We start from the raw sequence: 19,583 nt of genomic DNA, 5'->3' as shown, positions 1-19,583 counted from the left end.
GTGAACTGTTTAAACGTCAGCCTAGAGACAAGAAAGCTGACGAACTATTCCTTTTAAGTTTTTTTGTGATAAGCTTTGCTTACTTTATTCACAAGCTCCAAAAAAGGCCTGGGTCAGCTGACCCAGGCCTAGCCACTAGCTAGCGAGCCACCTAGTAATACGGAGGCAGATCCAGCCTATCTTGACTAATCTTCGATTTCAATGGCATCCAAGTCCAGTGTCACTGCTTCGATTTCTTCCTTGGCTTCCTCAGCCGGTAGCTCGGCTTGGTCGGCTTCAATCAAGCCGTACTTAATCCGCACTTGCTGGTCGATTTCTTCAAAGACCTCTGGATGGTCTGCCAGGTATTTCTTAGCATTCTCTGACCCTTGACCAATCTTTTCATTCTGATAAGAATACCAGGCACCGGCCTTTTGAATGATGTCTAGGTCAGTCGCAATCTTAATCAATTCCCCAGTCTTAGAAATTCCTTCACCGTACATAATCTCAACAAAGGCTTCCTTAAAGGGTGGCGCCACCTTATTTTTGACGACCTTAATCTTGGTTTCCTTACCAACATTGGTATCCTTGGCCTCACCTGTTCCCTTGATTTGGGTATTGCCCCGAACATCTAAGCGGACAGAGGCATAGAACTTGAGCGCCCGTCCACCTGGTGTGGTTTCTGGGTTTCCAAACATAACACCAACCTTTTCCCGTAGTTGGTTGATAAAGATAGCGATGGTCTTGGTTTTATTGATAGAGGCTGACAATTTACGCATGGCCTGGCTCATCATACGGGCTTGCAGACCAACATGACTATCTCCGATATCACCATCAATTTCAGCACGCGGAACAAGTGCTGCCACTGAGTCCACAACTACCAGGTCCACTGCCCCTGAGTCAATCAATTTTCCAGCGATTTCAAGACCCTGCTCACCAGAGTCTGGCTGAGACAGGAGTAATTCATCAATATTAACTCCCAGAGCTGCCGCATAGGCAGGATCCAGGGCATGCTCTGCATCGATAAAGGCTGCAATACCCCCTTCTTTTTGGGCCTGGGCTACCGCATGCAGGGCTACTGTCGTCTTACCTGAACTTTCTGGTCCGTAGATTTCAATAATCCGTCCCTTAGGATAGCCTCCAGCTCCCAAGGCGATATCAAGGGCCAAACTACCTGAACTCATGACCTGAACCTTCTGTTCAGCTCGCTCGCCAAGGCGCATGATGGCTCCCTTACCAAAGTCTTTTTCGATTGTTTTTAGGGCATTATCCAGAGCTTTTTGGCGCTCATCCCCAAATTTTTTGCTAATTTCGTCTAATTTCTTTTGTTTTTTAGCCATTTCTTTCTCCTATTGTTATAAAAAGATTGCCGATTGACACTTTCACTATTATAGCAAAATTCCTGCCTTTAATAAAGTTTTTCGCACCAGATTAAAGGCATGTAAAACAGCAATTTCACGCACATCTGAACGGCTTCTTCCAGCGATATTGACCTTGATTGAACTAACCCCCTGATGGCTGGCTAGGCCAATAAAGACCGTCCCTGGTGGCTGACCTTCTAGGCTGTCTGGACCAGCCACTCCGGTCAAGCTCACCGCCAAGTCACTCTCGGTCAACCTGCGAGCCTGCTCTGCCATTCTTTCAGCCGTAAAAGCAGAAACCACCCCATGTTTTTCTAAATCAGCCAAAGGGATCGCTAACATTCTGCTTTTTTCTTCCATGCTGTAAGTGACAAAACCACCCTTAAAGACACTAGAAGCTCCTGAAAAGTCCGCCAAGGTCGCTTGAAAGAGGCCTGCCGTCAGGCTTTCTGCCGCTGTGAGGGTCAAGCCTTGGCTTTTCAATAAGTCAAAGCTGGCCTGGGCCAGGGAATAGTTATCGCCGTAGCCATAGAAAAGCTCTGCCAGGTTGGCCTTGGCTAGGATAGCCTCCTCTAGCTGGTCCAGTTTTTTCTGGGCCTCAGCCAAACTGCTAGCCTTGGTCGATAGGCGCAGGGTCACTTCGCCTGTCTTGGCATAAGGGGCTAGGGTTGGATCGGTCTGGTCTTCAATCAAATCAGCCAAGACGGTCACAAGCTGGCTCTCACCGATACCAAAGAAGCGCAAGACCCTAGAGTAGAGCTGCTCACCAGTTACGAGGAGCGGAAGCAATTCTTGATTGACCATGGGCTTGAGCTCGCTCGGAGGCCCAGGCAAGAGGACATAGGTCACCTGGTCAACTTGGATAAGTCCGCCCACTGCAAGTCCGGTTGCATTTTGCAGGGCAAGGGCGCCTTTTAGTATTTGGGCCTGCCGCTCATTATTTGGTGTGCGACTCCTGTCGGGCCGGCTGGCAAAGAAGCCATCTAACTTGGCCAGGGCCTTAGGGTCTATGACTAGCTCCCGCCCCAAAAATTGAGCCAGGGTCTGCTTGGTCAAGTCGTCCTCGGTCGGCCCCAGACCTCCTGTTAAAATCACCAAGTCGCTACGATCTTTGGCAATTTGTAAGACCGACAAGAGCCGCTCTTGGTTGTCCCCAACTGCCGTTTGAAAATAAACATCAATACCCAGCCCAGCTAACTTTTCTGATAAAAACTGGGCATTGGTATTGACAATCTGCCCAGTCAAAATTTCTGTTCCTACTGCAATGATTTCTGCTTTCATGAGAACTCCTATTTTTAAATTCGTAATTTGGCTTTATTTTATCATAAAAAAGGGAAAAAACTTAGTTTCAAAAGAAAATAAGGCCTTTTCCTCTCAAAAACCTTATGATGAGCGACTTTGCTTCATCAAAGGAGGAGAATTTGGCTGGCAAAGACAGACTAAAAGAGGCTGAGACAGGGTCTCCAACCTCTTATCTGGGGGCTAGCAGAGCAACTAGTCTTTAGACTCTAGATGGACTCTTTCAAGCTCCAAATATACACACAAGTCCTGCTAGTCCCAGTTCGACAAACTAAGGCTCTTATTTAAAGTCACAATCCACTTCATGGTCGTTGACAAGTCCTGCTGCCTGTAAAAAGGAGTAAATGCAGACGGGACCGACAAACTTGAAGCCACGTTTTTTCATATCCTTGGAAATCTGCTCAGATAGAGCTGTCTTGGCTGGTGCCAAGGTGTAATCTGTCACCTGATTGTCAATGGGGCTAAAATTCACAAAAGCCCAGAGATAGTCGTTGAAGCTACCAAATTCCGCCTGCACTTTTTGAAAGGCTTGGGCATTGGCGCGCGTAGCATAAATCTTGCTTTTGTTGCGGATAATGGCTGGATTGTCTAAGAGCGTATCCAAATCTTGGTCGCTCATGGTCGCCACCTTGTCCAAATCATAGTTATGAAAGGCCTGACGAAAGGCTTGACGCTTATTGAGGACCGTCTCCCAGGAGAGGCCCGACTGGTAGCTTTCTAGACAAAGGAGCTCAAAGAGGGCCTGCTCATCGTAGAGGGGCTTGCCCCACTCCTCATCATGATAGGCGATGTAGAGTGGGTTATTCATTTTGACCCAGCCGCAGCGTTTCACTTCTTTTTGTACCATTCTTGTTCCTCCTATTTCATCAGCATTTTGAGGGCTGATTTGATATAATTTTCAGCCGTATCACTGGTTCCTTCAAAGAATTTCTTAATCTTCTTGAGCTCTGCCGCCTTATAGCCCAAGGCCAGCATGGCTTCCATGGCTTCTTCCAAGGCCTGGTTTTCATTTGTCGATTGGGCCTCTTGACGAGGGCTAGCATTCTCAATAGTTCCCACCTTGCCTTCTAAGTCCAGTAGCATTTGCTGGGCTGTTTTTTTACCAATCTTGGGAAATTTGGTCAGGTAGCTGATGTTTTTCTGCTCAATGGCCTGAACCAAGCCGGCATTATCATCGGCAGCGATAATAGCCAGGGCCGATACTGGACCGATACCGGAAACCGAGATAAGGTTTAAAAAGAGCCTCTTCTCCTCCTCGGTCGCAAAAGCATAGAGCAACTCCGCATCCTCACGCACCACCTGATGGACATAAATCTGTAATTCTTGACTGAGCTGGTCAGAGTAGGCATAAGGGTTAGCTACATGTAAAATATAACCCAAACCTCCGACCTCTACTACAATATACTTGGCCGTAATTTTGGTTAAAATTCCTTTAAAATATTCGTACATTTTCTTTCCTCAACTTTTTTCCTCTCTAGTATATCATAATGAGCCCTTTTTTCCACTGCTAAGGCAAGTGCAACCGCTGGTTGCCAAAATGGAAAGGGAACTATCTTCTCAATTCATGGGGAAAATGATAAAATACAGATAGAAATGGAGGGAGCTATATGAATCTCGCTGAAAAAATTTTTACCCTACGAAAAGAAAAACAGTTTTCTCAAGAGCAGTTAGCCGAAAAAGTTAACGTCTCTCGCCAGAGTATTTCCAAATGGGAATCTGGCCAAGCGCTTCCTGAAGTCGAGAAAATTGTCGAGCTAAGTAAGATTTTCCAAGTGACGACGGATTATCTCCTTTTGGAAGATAAAAACGAGCCCGAGCGGACAGCTATCACAATCTCCGACCATGAAAAGGAGCGCTACTATAAAGAAGTCAAGTCTTTCAGCTTTTGGCAAGTGGTTTACATTTTTGTCATCGCCTTGATTTACTTTGTTTGGATGGGAAGTTTTTATTTCTCTAAGCAATACACGCTTATCGCTTGGTTGAGCTTTTTTCTTCTGATTGCTAGCGCAATAGCGATTAAGAAAAGCATGAATATCAAAGAAAAGTACCTGGACCAAGTCATCGGCTTTGAAGAAAAGAAAGAAGATGACGAGGTTGAAGATCCAGAAAATCAATAAGCTAGCTATCAAAAAGAGAAGCAAGGAAGTTTTGATTGATTTGGGCTTTATCTGGCTCTATCTTTTGCTACTTTTTCTTTTGACAATGGGTTTTTACACGATTATTTTAGGCAAAATTCCGCGTTTGACAGAAAGCCAATCGCAACTAACAGCCTCTTTGACTTCTGTCCTCCCCATTATCCTGCTATTTACCTATCTGGACTACGGAAAAGGCAGTTTTGGTAAAAGGTGGGCGGGGTTAGAGCTGGTCTACCGCAAGAAAACGGTGCTGCGCAGTTTAGTCAGGTCTACTGTCAAATTCCTTCCTTGGCAGCTGGGGCATATGGGAACCATTCGCGCCATTTATAAAGGAGATAGCTGGGCCATTGTTCTGACGACTCTATCGCTTCTTTTCATGCTCCTTCTGATTTCCATGACCATTTTTACCAAGGACAAACGGCACCTAGGCGACCTTCTAGCAGGAAGCCAAGTGCAGGAAAAGCAGATCTAAAATGAAAGAACTTGATATAAAATTCTATTTTTTGTATAATTATAATCATTAAAAGCGACTATACGATGAAGTTTAAAATGAAAATGAATTTTTAAACAATTCCCATTTGAGCTAGAAGAGGGCTTGCCATGAATATATTTTTTACAAATAAGGATTTCAGACAACTGACAATCAATCAATGGATTTCAACGGTCGGAGATACGATTTTTTATCTGGCTTTTATCAATCATGTCTCTTCCGCTCCTTTCGCCCCTCTTGCTATCTTTTTGATTTCTCTATCAGAAACAGCGCCGCAAATCTTGCAGATTTTTACTGGAGTCATTGCCGATTTTCAGAGCCGACGCATCTTTAAATACAGTTTACTTACCCTGGTCAAGTTTCTCTTGTATTTCTTGGTTGCTCTTTTATTAGCCGGTACTGATTTTTCTATCAGCTCGGTGCTTATTATCTGCCTTATCAATCTGGTATCAGATACCCTTGGCTTTTTTTCAGGTGCCATGCTGACACCTATTTACATCAAAATTATCCGAGCAGATATGGCCTCAGCCATGGGCTTTCGACAGGCAACACTGAACCTAGTCCGAACACTCAGCAACCTAGCTGGTGGCCTGGCCTTGGGTTTTATTAGCATTGAGCTTCTTGCCCTTATCAATGCCCTGACCTTTCTGCTATCCTTTCTAGGAATTTTACTGATTAGGAAAAATCTGGTCTCTTACGAGGACAGGATAACAATCCAGGCCAAACCTGCCACCATTAAAAATTTCTGGAAACATTTGATAGATTCTTCCAAAAAACTCTTGCAATTCCACAGGGTCATGAAACTCTTTGTTATCTTGTCTATCAGCCAAGCTGTTCTGAGTGTGACCACTCCAATCGTCACCCTTCTATTGATTAAACAGCCCTTTCTCGGCTTAAAAACAGGTCAGGCCCTAGCCCTTATGACCACGCTTGAACTACTGGGCCTTATTGCAGGAAATCTCTTCAGCGGAAATCTTTTCAAAAATATCTCTAGCAAAGCTAGTCTCTATGCCGGCCAACTGATGGAAGGTTTGCTATTGATTGGCTTTTTCTCCAACAACTTTCCCCTCATCACCTTTGCTGTCTTTGGCGATGCACTGGTGACGGGCATTACCTCACCTAGACTCCAAGCAGCTGTCTTTGGCCTGATTCCCGAAGAGGATATGGGAGTTGTCCAATCCGCTGTCGGCACGATTACCATTGTTCTTCCCAGCCTCCTTGCCATTTTTCTAGTCTCTGTCGCAACTAGCCTTGGAGTTCTTGCTGTTTCACTAGCTCTAGGGGCTCTGCTCCTACTCGGTCTCTACCTTTTGAAAAATTTTGACGGCCTCCCATCATAAATAGCTAAAATCAGCAATTAAACCGGACTAGGTGAAGTATCAAATTTGTAGAACATATCAGTACAAAGTTCAAGCTACGGGAGCCTTTTGGATTCTACGTTCGCCTTTCCAGGCTCCGCATAACCCTAATAGGCATCGCGGGAGTGGGACAGAACTTATTCTTTTCTAGGAATAAGTTCTGTCCCACTCCCGTTTTTATCAGGTATCAATCCGCGTCATTTGAGTTATGGTCTTATTCCGATAAACTAGGTCTTCGCGCACCGTAAAGCCTAGCTTTTCCCAGAAGTCATTTCCTTTTTGGTTTTTTTCAAAAACGACCAGGGCAACCTTGTGAATGCCCATTTCTTTCAGAGCAGCCACAGACTTCTCCACCAATTTCCCAGCAATCCCTTGCCTGCGGTGGTCTGGATGAACTGCCGTATGGTAGATATAGGCCCTGCGCCCATCAGAACCTACCAAAATAACGCCAACAATTTTTCCCGATTTTTTAGCTACAAAGCAGGTCTGAGGATTTCTGGCTAAGAAGCAGCTAATCCCTTGCGGAGAGTCATCTAGGTCGTTCAAGCCCATACCCGCACAAGCCAGCCACAAATCATAGACTTCTTGATAGTCCCCTTCTTTCATGCTAACTATTTCCATGGCAAACTCCTCTAATATTTACCCAGCTCTCTAAGGCTGGTATGATTTTCCTGAATACGGCGGAACATCTTTTCCATATCCGACTTGGAGAAGTTGACCAAGACCGGACGCCCATGGGGGCAATTATAGGGGTTGTCACACTGGGATAGTTGATAGATTAAATCACGCGCCGAATAATCATCCAGGCTATGATTGGCCTTAATTGAGCGCTTGCAGCTCATCATAATGGCCAGTTCAGCCCGATATTTTTTTATAGAAACTTCCTTGGTCAAGAGCAGCATATCACAGATTTCATAGATACCTGTCTCGATTTCCTCTTCCTTAAACCAAATCGGATGTTCGCGCAGGATGAACTGGTTGGCTCCATATTCCTCCAAGAAAATGCCGACTTCCTCCAGCAAATTCATGCGTTGTTTGATGCGCAGCATGTCATCAGCCGGGAACTCAAAAATATAAGGCACCAAGAGCTGTTGCTGGCTATTGTCCACATCCCCAATTTTTTCCCGGTAGTATTCGTACTTGACCCGCTCCTGAGCAGCGTGCTGGTCAATAATATAAAGACCGCCCTGCCCTTGGGCGAAAAGGTAGGTCCCATGCATCTGGCCGAAAAATTCTAACTCTGGGAAAGACGATTTTTCTTCCCTTTCCAGCTTGTACAGGGCTCTATCCAGACTAGCTGGATCAAGCTCTGGATGGTCTAGCTGATTATAGGAATGATCATTGCGCTCAGCAAAACGCACCTTGCTGACTGGAGGGCTGTCAACTTCCTTTACAGACTTGTCAACCTGCTCCAACTGGACTTGGCTATCAGAAACCTCTGCCCTAGGCTCAATCCGGCTATTTTCCCGTTCATAATAAAGCCGACTTTCCTGTAAAGGTAGACTGGTTTGCTCTGGTTTTTGAGCACGCTTAATGGTCGATTTGGCCAAGTTTTCCAGAGCATCTGGAATTAGGTCTTGCTCCTTGAGACTTGCAGCGATAGCCTGTGAAATCAAAGCCATCAGCTCTTTCTCCTTAGAAATCCGTACCTCCTGCTTGGTCGGGTGAACATTGACATCAGCTAGGTAGGGGTCAATCTGAACATTGATAACGGCTAGCGGAAAGCGCCCAACCATGAGCTTGCTACCGTAACCATCTAAAATGGCCCGATTGAGCAGGAAATTCTTGATGTAGCGACCATTGATGAGAATGGTAATATAGTTGCGATTGGCCCGGGTCAACTCGGGTAAGCTGATGTAGCCTGAAACCGAAAAATCCAAGTCCTCGGCCTGAATCTCAATCATCTTTTTGGCACTGGCCAGACCGTAAATGCCCGCAAGGGCTTGGCGGAGGTCCCCTCGACCGGCTGTCCGAATCAGCTCCCGCCCATCATTGGTCAAGCTAAAGGAAATTTCTGGATGGGCCAGGCTCAAGCGGTTGACAACATCAATAATATGGGATAGTTCGGCCTGCTGGCTCTTCATATACTTGAGTCGGGCTGGGGTATTGAAGAACAAATCCTCTACCCGAATCTTGGTCCCGACAGGGCGACTAATCGGCTCCAAACGCTCAATCTGACCGCCCCTAGCCTCTAGGAGACTACCATGCTTTTCCTGCTCACTTGCCGTCTCTAAGCGAAAATTGGAGACAGAAGCAATCGAAGGCAGGGCCTCCCCCCGAAAACCTAGGGTGCGAATGCGAAAGAGGTCTGCCTGCTTCTTAATCTTGCTAGTAGCATGGCGCAGGAGGGCCAAGGGGACATCCTCGCTCACAATTCCTTCCCCATTGTCTGTAATCTGAATACTTTTCAGACCAGCCTCTTCAATCTCTATACTAATCTGGCTACTAGCTGCGTCAATGGCATTTTCTAGTAGCTCCTTGACCACGCTAGCAGGGCGTTCAATCACTTCACCTGCCGCAATCTGATTGGCCAAAATTTCTGGTAATTCGATAATTTTACTCATGCTTATCTCCGTAATTCTTCTTTCCCTATTATAACACAAAGCCTTCCGGTCTTGTTTTTTCCAGCAGATAGACAAAGGAGGTAAACTCCCAACCAAATAGGCTCTTATTTCGACCGAATAGGCAAAAGGCCTTGTTTTCTCCCTGCAAATGCGGTTTAATAATAGTGAAAGGAGGCGATGAGCCATGAAGCTGGTCCTAACCATTTCCAAAGAGCTAAAAGAAGAAAAAATCAGCATCGAGGCCCATGAATTGACGCCCGCCCTCAGGGACATCATTAACCGGGCTAAGGGCCTAGGCAAGCCTGATAGGCTGACTGTTAAAAAAGGGGAAGAACTATATCGCTTACCTTTGGACGATGTTTTACGTTTCAACATTGAAAATCGCAAGCTACTAGCTTGGACAGCCAAGGACAGCTATAGCGTTCCCTTGCGGCTCTACCAAGTAAAAGAGCTGCTCGACCAAAGGTTTTTACAAATTTCTCAATCAGAAATTGTACAAGTTAGCATGATTGACCACCTAGCTTTACTGCCCAATGGTCTGATTGAGATGACGCTTAAAAATGGAGACAGAACATTTTCGTCCCGCCGTTACTTGAAATCTATCAAAAAAAGATTAGAACTTTATAAAAATAAATGAAAGGAGTACAATCATGAAACTCAAAAAATTCTTAGAAGCTGGTGCTATCGGCATCATTACCGGCCTGCTTATCTCTATCGTCTTTTCAGCCCTCTCTAGCTCCCAATCTTATACCCCCCTCAATGCTCATTCTCCAGTTGGGCAATGGCTTAGTGATCAAGGGGTCCCTGGCGCCTTCATCATGCTTTATGCCCTACTTATCTGGTTTCTTCTTGGCCTACTTTTTGGGATCAGTTCCCAATTCTTTGAAAGGAATTGGAGCCCCCTCAAAGCCACCTTGGCTCATTATTTGACCAGTCTCTTTGGCTTTCTACCGCTGGCCTTTCTTGCCGGCTGGATTGACCCCGTATCTCCCCTTTCTTTTATCCTATCTATAACTCTCCAATTTAGTGCGATTTACCTCATTCTTTGGATTATTTTCTATATGGTTACTAGAAAAAAAATTAAAGAAATTAACCATATTTTAGGACAATAAAGAAGGGTACTAGAAAAAGGTAAATTTAGACCCTTTTCCTAGTTCGCAATCATAAGAAAAGGCGTGAAATCAACGGTTCTACGTAAGATTCCATGCCTTTTGCTTTAGCTGGAGCTTATTTCCTAGCCCCTTGTTTATAGTTTCTTTTTCAAATCCGCTAGGGCAGTCATGGCTTCTAGCGGGGTCATATTGTTCAGGTCTAGAGCAGCCAAGTCCTCAAGAACAGGATTGGACTTTTCCTCAAATAGTGACAGTTGCTGGCCTTCGACCGTTTTTTCTTTGGACAAGGTCTGCTCTCGATTTTCCAACTCGGTCAAAATCTTATCCGCCCTTACCAGCAAATCTTCTGGCAGGCCTGCAATTTTGGCTACATGAATTCCGTAAGACTTATCGGCCGGTCCCGATTCAATCTTATGGAGGAAGGTGACCTGACCGTCCTTTTCCAGCGTGGCCACATGCACATTTTCCAGCTGGGGCAGGGTCTCTTCCAAATCAGTCAGTTCATGATAGTGGGTGGCAAAGAGGGTCTTGGCTCCGATATGATGGTGGATGTACTCGATAATAGCCTGGGCTAGGGCCATGCCGTCATAGGTGGCTGTTCCCCGGCCCAATTCATCAAAGAGAATAAGGGAGTTTGAGCTAGCCTCGGCCAAGGCTCGATTGGCCTCCATCATCTCTACCATAAAGGTCGATTGACCCGACACCAAATCATCAGCCGCCCCAATCCTGGTAAAAATAGCATCAAAAATTGGAATTTGAACAGCCTCTGCTGGAACATAGGAGCCCATTTGAGCCAGAATAACAATCATGGCCAGTTGGCGCATATAGGTTGATTTCCCACTCATATTAGGTCCTGTAATCAGCTGAATATGAGAATCCTCAGCTAGACTGATGCTATTGGGAATATAGCTTTGGGCTCCCAGCACCTTTTCGACAACTGGATGCCGCCCCTTTTCAATAAGGATAAGCGACTTTTTAGTAAAGGTCGGCCGAACCAGGTGCTCTTTTTCAGCAACCAGGGCAAAGGCCTGCAAGACATCTACCCTGGCCAGGGCCTGGGCCAGATTTTGGAGACGCTGGATGTAGTTGGCTACCTCTGAACGAATATCCATGAAAATCTCATATTCTAGATTGGCGGAGCGCTCTCTAGCCTCCAAGATTTCCCCCTCAATCTTAGCCAGCTCCTCTGTCCCAAAACGCTCCGAATTTTTCAAAGTCGCCTTGCGGAAGAAATGACTGGGCACATGGGCTAGCTGGGAATTGGTAACATGGAAGTAATAACCATCCTTCTTATTATAATCAATCTTCAAGTTACTAATGGCCGAGTTCTCTCGTTCCTTGGCTTCAAGCTCGGCAATCCAGCTCGTCCCCTCACGCAGGATGAGCCGATATTTATCTAGGGTCTGATTAAAACCAGTCTTGATAATATTGCCCTCGGTAATAAGGAGGGGGGCATCGGGCGAGATGGCCCCATCAATCAAGTCAGCCAGCTCGGAAATCGGATCCAACTCAGAAATCAGACTGGCCAAGGCCGGCTGGTCTAGGGATTCCAAAATTCCCCTAATCTGGGGTACATTTCCCAGGGTCCGGGCTAGTTGGAGCAAGTCCTTGGGATTGGTCTTACCAAAGGAGACTCGACTGGCTAGCCTTTCTAAGTCATAGACCCCTTTTAGGCTCTCGGCTAGGTCATTGCGTTCAAAAAAGTTGGCCAAGAAAAGCTCTACAATATCCTGGCGTTGCTTGATTTGCTCAAGGTCAATCAAGGGCTGCTGAATCCAGGAACGCAAGAGCCTGGTCCCCATGGCTGTCTTGGTCTCATCCATCAGCCAGTAAAGACTGCCATGCTTTTTCCCTGTCCGAGCATTTTCGGTCAAATCTAGACTACTCTTGGTCGCATAGTCCATCTTGAGGAAATCCCTGATCTGGTAAGACTGGACCTTTTTCAAGTGCTGGAGCTGCCTCAGCTGGGTCCTATGGACATAGGCTAGGAGCTTGCCTGCCACCTGGTGCTCTAAGTGCGATAGGTCCGAGTCCAACAAATGAACGTCGTCCAAGATTTCTGCTTGAGGGGACAGGAGGAGGTTCATCTGCTTACTCAAAACCTGCTCTTCTTCCTCCTCTAAGTCATAACCCAGGACCAACTCCCTGGCCCGTAAATTCTTGATTTCTCCACAGGCCTGGGCAAAACTAGTCAGACTGGTGACCCGAAACTCTCCGGTCACCAAGTCCATATAGGCCAAGCCATAAGTCCTCTCTAGGACATCTAGGGCCACCAAGAAATTATTCTCACTGGCTGGTTTGCTAGAGTCTACCACCGTTCCTGGGGTGATGACCTGGACCACCTCGCGCTTGACCACCCCGACTGCCTGCTTGGGATCCTCCATCTGCTCCGCAACAGCCACCTTATAGCCCGCCTCTATCAGACTATCGATATACTGCTGGGCCGAATGATAGGGAACTCCTGCCATGGGAATGGGATTTTCCGCATTTTTATTGCGGCTGGTAAGAGAAATCTCTAAAATCTGGGCCGCCTTAACCGCGTCCTCGTAGAACAATTCATAAAAATCTCCCATCCGAAAGAGTAAAAAAGCATCCGGATAGTTGGCCTTAATATCTAAATATTGCTGCATGCCGGGAGATAATTTTTCTTTTGCCATTGTTATCCTTTCTTATTTTGTCCCTAACAAAAGAGAGGGAGACCTGAAACAGCAAGCTGGCCTCTTCAGCCAAATCCTGTTTTGAGATCTCCTAGAACTTATCTAATCATCCTTGAAGTTTATACTAGCTCTTTGGGCCAAGGCTTTAGTCCATGGCTGAGAGCAACTCTCCTTCAATCTCGCTTGCCGCCTCTTGGTCGCGACAAATCACTAAGAGGGTGTCTGCCCCAGCTACCGTTCCTAAAATCCGCCCCTCTGGGTGACCATCTACTACATTGGCCAAGATAGAAGCCTCGCCCAGGTCTGTATGGAGGACCAGGCTAAACTCTGCCCTAGCAACACTTTGAATATGCTTGGATAGAAATTCAATCAGATTGACTTCTTCCGTTTCAAAGGCCAAGACATAGTAGCTCTTCTCATCCTTCTTCACCTTGGTGAGACCAATCTCCCGCAAATCCCGCGAGAGGGTTGTCTGGGTTACAAAAATCCCGATTTTTTCTAAACGATCCTGAATTTCTTTTTGCGTTCCTAACTTTTCTGCCTTGATCATATCCTTGATTATCTGATGACGTTTGCTTTTTTTCATTTCACCCTCAACACTGTATATTTATACCCTAAATTATACCAAAAAAATTGAAGATTCGCTGAAAATTGTGATAAAATAATAATAAAAGATTAAAGGAGACCTTATGGACAATAAACAACTAATCGCAAGCGAATTAGCCAAGGTCCTAACCAGTTTAGACCAAGAAGCTATTTTAAACTTGCTTGAACAACCCAAAAGCTCTGACTTGGGTGACATCGCCTTTCCTGCCTTCTCTTTAGCCAAGATTGAGCGCAAGGCCCCACAAGCAATTGCTAGCGACCTCGCCCAAAAAATTGACAGTAGCGCCTTTGAAAAAGTTGTTGCAACCGGACCCTATCTCAACTTCTTCCTGGATAAAAGTAAGATTTCAAACCAGGTCATCCAGGAAGTTATCAAAGAAGGCAGCAACTATGGGCAGCAAGACCAAGGACAGGGTGAAAATATCACCATCGACCTTTCCAGTCCCAATATCGCCAAGCCCTTCTCAGTCGGCCACCTGCGCTCGACCGTTATCGGAGATGCCCTTTCAAATATCTTCCGCAAGATGGGCTACAATACCATCAAAATCAATCACTTGGGCGACTGGGGCAAACAATTTGGTCTCCTCATGGTCGCCTATAAAAAATGGGGTGACCAAAAGGCAGTTGAAGCCAATCCTATCGATGAGCTCCTCAAACTCTATGTCCGAATCAATGAAGAAATCAAGAACGACCCTGAATTAGACGAAGAAGGCCGTCAATGGTTCAAAAAACTGGAAGATGGTGATCCTGAAGCAACCGAACTCTGGCAATGGTTCCGCGATGAAAGCCTGGTCGAATTTAATCGGATTTATGACCAATTAGGTGTCCAATTTGACAGTCTAAACGGAGAAGCCTTCTACAACGACAAGATGGACGAAGGCGTGCAAATCCTTGAAGACAAGGGCTTGCTCAAAGAATCTAAAGGTGCACAACTGGTTGAGTTGGACGACTACAACTTGCCACCAGCCTTGATTAAGAAATCAGATGGGGCCACTCTTTATATCACGCGCGACATTGCAACCGCCATGTATCGGGCTCGGACCTATAACTTTGTTAAAAATGTCTATGTCGTTGGTCAAGAGCAGAGCAACCACTTCCGCCAACTAAAAGCGGTCCTAAAGGAGATGGGCTTTGACTGGAGCGATGACATGATCCATGTGGACTTTGGTCTGGTTACCAAGAACAAGCAAAAGCTCTCTACCCGTAAGGGAAATATTATCCTGCTTGAGCCAACTATCCAGGAGGCGATTACTAGGGCCAAGAACCAAATCGAAGAGAAAAATCCCGACCTAGAAAATAAGGAAGAAGTGGCCCATGCAGTCGGGGTCGGTGCTATCAAGTTCTACGACCTTAAAACCGACCGCCGTAACGGTTATGACTTCGACCTAGAAGCTATGGTTTCCTTTGAGGGAGAAACTGGTCCTTATATCCAATACGCCTACGCTCGGATTCAGTCTATCCTGCGCAAGGCCAACTTCCAGCCAGACCCAGCAGTAGACTACAGCCTACAGGACCCTGAAAGTTGGGAAATTATCAAACTACTCCAAGACTTCCCACGCGTCATCAAGCGGGCCTCAGATAACTTTGAGCCTTCAGTTGTAGCCAAGTATGCAATCAGCCTGGCCCAAGCCTTCAACCGCTTCTATGCCCACACAAGGATTTTGGATGAAAGTCCTGAGCGGGACAGCCGTCTGGCCCTCAGCTACTCAACTGCCCTGGTACTCAAAGAAGCTCTGCGTTTGCTGGGAGTAGATGCACCTGAAAAAATGTAAAGATAAAAAGAGATTGGTTTTCCAATCTCTTTTTTATAATTGATAAAGAGTTGCGATTTTTTGACCGATACGTTGGATGTCATTTTGTAGGCCCCGCAACTCAAAGGTATCCAGGACTGGAAAGCCAAAACGCTCAGCATATTGCTTGGCAGTCAGGCAGTATTGATTGTTAAAATTCCGGTTACCACTTCCCACGATTCCCAGACAGTTCTGGACATTGTCAGCAAAGGCGATAAATTTCCCCAAATCATTGGTCAAAATTTCCACATCACCTGTGTCCACACCATTGCCACCTTCCAGATAGGTTGGGAGAAAGGCCACAAAGGGATTGTTGACCGCGAAAAAGGCCTGGCCCTCCTTGACCAAATCCTTGATATTGACCTGCTCTACTTCCAATCCCTCATGATTTTCCTGCAAAAAGGCCGTCAAACGCTTGATAAAACTCTCAGTATTACCACTCAAACTAATATAAACAAGGGAAATTTTTTTCATATCCTTACTCCTAAAATAAAAAATAACAGCTAGTCGCTCTCTTAAATTTTAAGCTCCTAACTGCTATTTGTCAAATTTAAACTGAAACTTCTTCTTGCTCCAAGATTCTTTGCTGGCGCCACAGCTTAAAAAGAACAATGGCCAAAAAGAGAGATTGAAAGACCAAAGAGAAGATATATGCGACATTTTCCACCTGTATCTGTAGCTCCTTAAGTTGAGGAATAGTCAGATAAGCCAGCACTTGCCCAGATAAGATACGATTATAGATAAGCTCAAGCAAACCAAATATCAGATAAGCACTATAAGCCAGGTGGGCCCAGAGAAGATCCTTTTTAAAGAAAAGGAAATAGATGCTTGCCCCTAAAATCACCAGCGAACAAATAATAAGCAGGAGAGCCAGAGGATTATGAAATTGAGTAAAACTTTTGTCCAAGAAGGTCTGATATTGACTAGCCTGTTGCTTATCCAGCCCCATCATCTTAAGCTGGTCGGCCTCTGGCTTTTTCGGACTAGCCGTAAAATAGCTAAAGACACCTAGCAGGGAGAGAACCGAGGAAATAATGACCAGGACATATAAATAAATCGGTTTTTTCTTCATTGTTTACCTCCGGATGAATACTAGGAAAATTGCTAACTGGCCCAACTTTGACCAAGTAAGAAATTTGCCTATAAAAAAATCAGAGTTTTGGGAATAACTCTGATGAACTTACAAATATCAATAGAAAGCAGGGAAAGATAAGCTAAGAAGGACATTGCCGGGAAAGCAATTTGGGAGAAAACTTATCTTCCTCTTTTCTATACTCTTATTATAGATCAAGAAAACCTTTTTGTAAGCCAAATCCCTAAAAAGTCGTTTTTTGTTCCTAAACGGTTGTTTTTTCTTAACAAGCTAGAAAAGGACATAAAAAAATCAGAGTGCTTAGGACTTTACTCTGACTAATCTTTTTCATTCAATAGAAACTAAGAAAAATAAGCTAAGAAGGACATTGCTGGGAGGCAATTTGGGAGAAAACTCACCTTCCTCTTTTCTATACTCTTATTATAGACCAAGGAAACTTTTTTGTAAGCTTAATCCCTAAAAAGTCGTTTTTTGTTCCTAAACGGTTGCTTTTTCTTAAAAAGCTAGAAAAGACATAAAAAAATCAGAGTGCTTAGGACTTTACTCTGACTAATCTTTTTCATTCAATAGAAACCAAGGAAAGATAAGTAAGAAGGACATTGCCGGGAAGCAACTTGGGAGAAAGCTTATCTTTCCTCTTTTCTATACTCTTATTATAGACCAGGAAAACTTTTTTGTAAGCCAAATCCCTAAAAAGTCGTTTTTTGTTCCTAAACGGTTGTTTTTGGATGTTTTTCCTCTTTAATCCTGGTAGAAATCAAACATCCTTGCGAAAAATAGGGCAAAACAAAAAGGAGAGGACAGGGGCATTCCTGCAAAGGAATCTTCCTTGTCCCACTTCCTTTATTTTATTTTTCTAAATGCCATACTTCTTCATTATACTGAGCGATGGTGCGGTCAGATGAGAAGAAGCCAGCCTTGGCGATATTGACAATGACCTTGTTCAGCCAACTGTCTCGATCTTCGTAGTCTGCCAGCATTTTTTCCTTGGTTGCGATATAGTCTTCCAAGTCCAGCAGGGTCATAAACCAGTCCTTGTTAATCAATTCATGGTAGAGGCGCTCTAGGCGTTCAGGATTTCCAACCTTGAGCACAGGCTCGCTGACAATAAAGTCAACTAGGGGTTGGATACTTGGGCGCTCATAGTAGGCACGCGCCAGATAGCCACTTTGGGCATAGAGATCGATAACTGTTTCACTCTTTTCACCAAAGATGTAGATATTATCATCGCCAACTAGCTCATGAATTTCCACATTAGCTCCGTCTGAAGTTCCCAGGGTCAGGGCTCCATTTAGCATAAACTTCATGTTTCCTGTTCCAGAAGCTTCCTTGGAAGCTAGGGAAATTTGCTCAGAAATGTCGGCGGCCGGAATCAAGAAGCTAGCCGCTGTGACATTGTAGTTTTCTACCATAACCACTTGCAGGTGAGGAGCTACTTGAGGGTCATTTGCAATCACTTCTGATAAACACATAATCAGGTGGATGATGTCTTGAGCGATGGTATAGGCAGGAGCAGCCTTTCCTCCAAAAAATACGGTCAGAGGACGTGCAGGGATGTGGCCTGCCTTGATGTCCAAATACTTATGAATGACATAGAGGGCATTCATCTGTTGGCGTTTGTATTCGTGGAGACGCTTGATTTGAATATCAAAGATAGCATTTGGATTCACTTCAAATCCTTGGCGTTCCTTCATGTGGCGAACGAGCTTGCGCTTGTTGTGGGCCTTGATTTTTTCCAGGCTTTCTTTGAGGGCCTTACTATCCTCCAGCTGTAAGAGCTCTTCAAGTTGGCTAGCATCGTGGTGCCAGCCATGACCTAGGTAGTCATCCAAGAGGCTGGTCAAGCGTGGATTAGCATGCATGAGCCAGCGGCGGAAGGTGATTCCGTTGGTCTTGTTGTTGAACTTTTCAGGATAGATGTCATAGAAAGGCTTGAGCTCTGAATGTTTAAGGATTTCGGTATGCAGAGCTGCTACCCCATTGACACTGTAACCATAGTGGATATCCATGTGGGCCATGTGCACCCGACCATGCTCATCAATAATCTGCACAGCTGGGTCTTGATAGCTTTCCTTGACGCGACGATCCAACTCTTGAATAATCGGTACCAAGTGAGGGACCACTTCTTCCAAGAAGTCCAGCGGCCATTTTTCCAGGGCTTCAGCCAGAATAGTATGGTTGGTATAGGCTGTCATTGAACGAACAATATTGATCGCTGTATCCATCTCAATTCCTGCTAGCATCAGGAGACGAATCATTTCAGGAATAACCAAGGATGGGTGGGTATCGTTAATCTGAATCACTGCATAGTCTGCCAAGTCATAAAGGTTGGAACCTCTTGAAACTGCCTCGTCCAGAATTAACTGGGCTCCATTGGAGACCATAAAGTACTGTTGGAAAATCCGCAGGAGCTCCCCTTGGCGGTCAGAGTCGTCCGGATAAAGGAAGAGGGTCAGGTTCTTGGCAATATCTGTCTTGTCAAATTGAATACCGTCATGGATAATTGAGCCATCCACAGAGGCCAAATCAAAGAGACGGAGGCGGTTTTTCTTGGCAGTCTTATAACCTGGTACATCAATATCATAAAGCATTGATTTCAGGGTAAAGTGGGCAAAAGGCACCTCGTAAGAATGGTGGGAGGTGGTCAACCAGCTTTGGCGTTTGAGCCAACGGTTGGGAATGGTTTCCTGCTGGTTATTTTTCAGGACCTGCTGGAAGAGACCATAGTGGTAGTTAAGACCAATTCCGTCCCCATTTAGACCCAGGGTTGCAATAGAGTCCAAGAAGCAGGCTGCCAGACGGCCCAAGCCCCCATTCCCCAGAGAAGGCTCTAATTCCACCTCTTCAATCGCAATCAAGTCCTTGCCATTTTCAGCCAGTTCCTCCTTGACTGAGTCATAGAGGCCTAGGTTGATCAGGTTATTTGATAGTAGTTTTCCGATTAGAAATTCAGCTGAAATATAGTAAAGTTTTTTCTTGCTGTTGTTGATTGGCTTGATGCTAGACACAGCCTTGGTGAAGTTGAGGAGGGCTACATAGAGTTCCTCATTGCTACACTCTGAAATAGGCTTGTTATAAGCTGCCTGTACGGTTGTTTGTAAATTTAACATGTCGTTTTAAAATTCCCCTCCATCAGTTG

The 19,583-nt window shown here is 45.2% G+C and carries 17 protein-coding genes; 6 read left to right on the top strand and 11 right to left on the bottom strand.

The window, feature by feature from the left end; all coding sequences use genetic code 11:
* Nucleotides 1–185 precede the first annotated feature (185 nt).
* The 4 genes from recA to ruvA all read right to left on the bottom strand — a co-directional run bounded on the left by recA (nt 186) and on the right by ruvA (nt 4,088).
* On the bottom strand, nt 186–1,319 hold the full coding sequence (gene recA, locus C4K46_RS08305) for a recombinase RecA (RefSeq protein WP_209628441.1): 1,134 nt from the start codon (nt 1,317–1,319) through the stop codon (nt 186–188).
* A gap of 48 nt (nt 1,320–1,367) precedes the next feature.
* On the bottom strand, nt 1,368–2,621 hold the full coding sequence (locus C4K46_RS08300; protein ID WP_209628439.1) for a competence/damage-inducible protein A: 1,254 nt from the start codon (nt 2,619–2,621) through the stop codon (nt 1,368–1,370).
* 298 nt (nt 2,622–2,919) lie between these two features.
* Nucleotides 2,920–3,486: a DNA-3-methyladenine glycosylase I gene (locus C4K46_RS08295; RefSeq protein WP_209628437.1), complete on the bottom strand. Its 567-nt coding sequence runs from the start codon at nt 3,484–3,486 to the stop codon at nt 2,920–2,922.
* An 11-nt stretch (nt 3,487–3,497) separates the two neighbouring features.
* Nucleotides 3,498–4,088: a Holliday junction branch migration protein RuvA gene (gene ruvA, locus C4K46_RS08290; RefSeq protein ID WP_209628436.1), complete on the bottom strand. Its 591-nt coding sequence runs from the start codon at nt 4,086–4,088 to the stop codon at nt 3,498–3,500.
* 158 nt (nt 4,089–4,246) lie between these two features.
* Between ruvA and C4K46_RS08285 the strand changes: the two genes are divergently transcribed.
* From C4K46_RS08285 to C4K46_RS08275, 3 genes are all read left to right on the top strand, one after another.
* Entirely contained in the window at nt 4,247–4,756 is a 510-nt protein-coding gene (locus tag C4K46_RS08285) for a helix-turn-helix domain-containing protein (protein ID WP_209628435.1), read from the top strand.
* Nucleotides 4,734–5,246, top strand: coding sequence for an RDD family protein (locus tag C4K46_RS08280; RefSeq protein WP_209628752.1), 513 nt, complete (start codon nt 4,734–4,736; stop codon nt 5,244–5,246). Before C4K46_RS08285 ends, C4K46_RS08280 begins: the two co-directional genes overlap by 23 nt.
* Before the next feature lie 128 nt (nt 5,247–5,374).
* A complete protein-coding gene (locus C4K46_RS08275) occupies nt 5,375–6,604 on the top strand; it encodes an MFS transporter (RefSeq protein ID WP_209628434.1) in 1,230 nt (409 codons plus the stop codon).
* A gap of 198 nt (nt 6,605–6,802) precedes the next feature.
* Here C4K46_RS08275 and C4K46_RS08270 read toward each other — a convergent pair whose 3' ends face one another.
* Together C4K46_RS08270 and mutL are read right to left on the bottom strand one after the other, a co-directional pair.
* Nucleotides 6,803–7,243 carry a GNAT family N-acetyltransferase gene (locus tag C4K46_RS08270; protein ID WP_209628433.1) on the bottom strand — a complete coding sequence of 147 codons (441 nt, stop codon included), beginning with the start codon at nt 7,241–7,243 and terminating at the stop codon, nt 6,803–6,805.
* A gap of 11 nt (nt 7,244–7,254) precedes the next feature.
* On the bottom strand, nt 7,255–9,186 hold the full coding sequence (gene mutL, locus C4K46_RS08265) for a DNA mismatch repair endonuclease MutL (protein ID WP_209628432.1): 1,932 nt from the start codon (nt 9,184–9,186) through the stop codon (nt 7,255–7,257).
* A gap of 184 nt (nt 9,187–9,370) precedes the next feature.
* On the opposite strand from mutL, the gene C4K46_RS08260 reads away from it, so the two are divergent.
* Both C4K46_RS08260 and C4K46_RS08255 read left to right on the top strand, forming a co-directional pair.
* The gene (locus tag C4K46_RS08260) at nt 9,371–9,823 is read left to right on the top strand and encodes a LytTR family DNA-binding domain-containing protein (protein ID WP_209628431.1); all 453 of its coding nucleotides are present in this window, start codon (nt 9,371–9,373) and stop codon (nt 9,821–9,823) included.
* 13 nt (nt 9,824–9,836) lie between these two features.
* Nucleotides 9,837–10,298, top strand: coding sequence for a DUF3021 domain-containing protein (locus C4K46_RS08255; protein WP_209628430.1), 462 nt, complete (start codon nt 9,837–9,839; stop codon nt 10,296–10,298).
* Nucleotides 10,299–10,432: 134 nt separating this feature from the next.
* Here the strand turns inward: C4K46_RS08255 and mutS are convergent, their stop codons facing one another.
* Together mutS and argR are read right to left on the bottom strand one after the other, a co-directional pair.
* Nucleotides 10,433–12,955: a DNA mismatch repair protein MutS gene (mutS, locus tag C4K46_RS08250; RefSeq protein WP_209628429.1), complete on the bottom strand. Its 2,523-nt coding sequence runs from the start codon at nt 12,953–12,955 to the stop codon at nt 10,433–10,435.
* A 145-nt stretch (nt 12,956–13,100) separates the two neighbouring features.
* On the bottom strand, nt 13,101–13,541 hold the full coding sequence (argR, locus tag C4K46_RS08245) for an arginine repressor (RefSeq protein WP_209628428.1): 441 nt from the start codon (nt 13,539–13,541) through the stop codon (nt 13,101–13,103).
* Between the two features lie 103 nt (nt 13,542–13,644).
* Between argR and argS the strand changes: the two genes are divergently transcribed.
* Entirely contained in the window at nt 13,645–15,333 is a 1,689-nt protein-coding gene (gene argS, locus C4K46_RS08240) for an arginine--tRNA ligase (RefSeq protein WP_209628427.1), read from the top strand.
* A 33-nt stretch (nt 15,334–15,366) separates the two neighbouring features.
* On the opposite strand, the gene nrdI is transcribed toward argS, so the two are convergent.
* From nrdI to C4K46_RS08225, 3 genes are all read right to left on the bottom strand, one after another.
* Complete coding sequence (nrdI, locus tag C4K46_RS08235; RefSeq protein ID WP_209628426.1) at nt 15,367–15,825, bottom strand: class Ib ribonucleoside-diphosphate reductase assembly flavoprotein NrdI; 459 nt, start codon at nt 15,823–15,825, stop codon at nt 15,367–15,369.
* Nucleotides 15,826–15,901: 76 nt separating this feature from the next.
* Nucleotides 15,902–16,423: an ABC transporter permease gene (locus C4K46_RS08230; protein WP_209628425.1), complete on the bottom strand. Its 522-nt coding sequence runs from the start codon at nt 16,421–16,423 to the stop codon at nt 15,902–15,904.
* Between the two features lie 869 nt (nt 16,424–17,292).
* Nucleotides 17,293–19,554, bottom strand: coding sequence for a glycogen/starch/alpha-glucan phosphorylase (locus C4K46_RS08225; RefSeq protein WP_209628424.1), 2,262 nt, complete (start codon nt 19,552–19,554; stop codon nt 17,293–17,295).
* Between the last annotated feature and the right edge of the window lie 29 nt (nt 19,555–19,583).

Source organism: Streptococcus oricebi, from assembly GCF_017883985.1.
Classification (GTDB): Bacteria; Bacillota; Bacilli; order Lactobacillales; family Streptococcaceae; genus Streptococcus; species Streptococcus oricebi.
This window is presented reverse-complemented; position numbering and strand designations above follow the sequence as displayed.

Coding starts and splice junctions, on each gene's coding strand:
- C4K46_RS08285 (WP_209628435.1), top strand. CDS start 4,247: ATGAATCTCGCTGAAAAAATTTTTACCCTACGAAAAGAAAAACAGTTT.
- C4K46_RS08230 (WP_209628425.1), bottom strand. CDS start 16,423: ATGAAGAAAAAACCGATTTATTTATATGTCCTGGTCATTATTTCCTCG.
- mutS (WP_209628429.1), bottom strand. CDS start 12,955: ATGGCAAAAGAAAAATTATCTCCCGGCATGCAGCAATATTTAGATATT.
- C4K46_RS08300 (WP_209628439.1), bottom strand. CDS start 2,621: ATGAAAGCAGAAATCATTGCAGTAGGAACAGAAATTTTGACTGGGCAG.
- recA (WP_209628441.1), bottom strand. CDS start 1,319: ATGGCTAAAAAACAAAAGAAATTAGACGAAATTAGCAAAAAATTTGGG.
- C4K46_RS08295 (WP_209628437.1), bottom strand. CDS start 3,486: ATGGTACAAAAAGAAGTGAAACGCTGCGGCTGGGTCAAAATGAATAAC.
- C4K46_RS08260 (WP_209628431.1), top strand. CDS start 9,371: ATGAAGCTGGTCCTAACCATTTCCAAAGAGCTAAAAGAAGAAAAAATC.
- C4K46_RS08225 (WP_209628424.1), bottom strand. CDS start 19,554: ATGTTAAATTTACAAACAACCGTACAGGCAGCTTATAACAAGCCTATT.
- mutL (WP_209628432.1), bottom strand. CDS start 9,186: ATGAGTAAAATTATCGAATTACCAGAAATTTTGGCCAATCAGATTGCG.
- argS (WP_209628427.1), top strand. CDS start 13,645: ATGGACAATAAACAACTAATCGCAAGCGAATTAGCCAAGGTCCTAACC.
- C4K46_RS08275 (WP_209628434.1), top strand. CDS start 5,375: ATGAATATATTTTTTACAAATAAGGATTTCAGACAACTGACAATCAAT.
- nrdI (WP_209628426.1), bottom strand. CDS start 15,825: ATGAAAAAAATTTCCCTTGTTTATATTAGTTTGAGTGGTAATACTGAG.
- ruvA (WP_209628436.1), bottom strand. CDS start 4,088: ATGTACGAATATTTTAAAGGAATTTTAACCAAAATTACGGCCAAGTAT.
- argR (WP_209628428.1), bottom strand. CDS start 13,541: ATGAAAAAAAGCAAACGTCATCAGATAATCAAGGATATGATCAAGGCA.
- C4K46_RS08255 (WP_209628430.1), top strand. CDS start 9,837: ATGAAACTCAAAAAATTCTTAGAAGCTGGTGCTATCGGCATCATTACC.
- C4K46_RS08270 (WP_209628433.1), bottom strand. CDS start 7,243: ATGGAAATAGTTAGCATGAAAGAAGGGGACTATCAAGAAGTCTATGAT.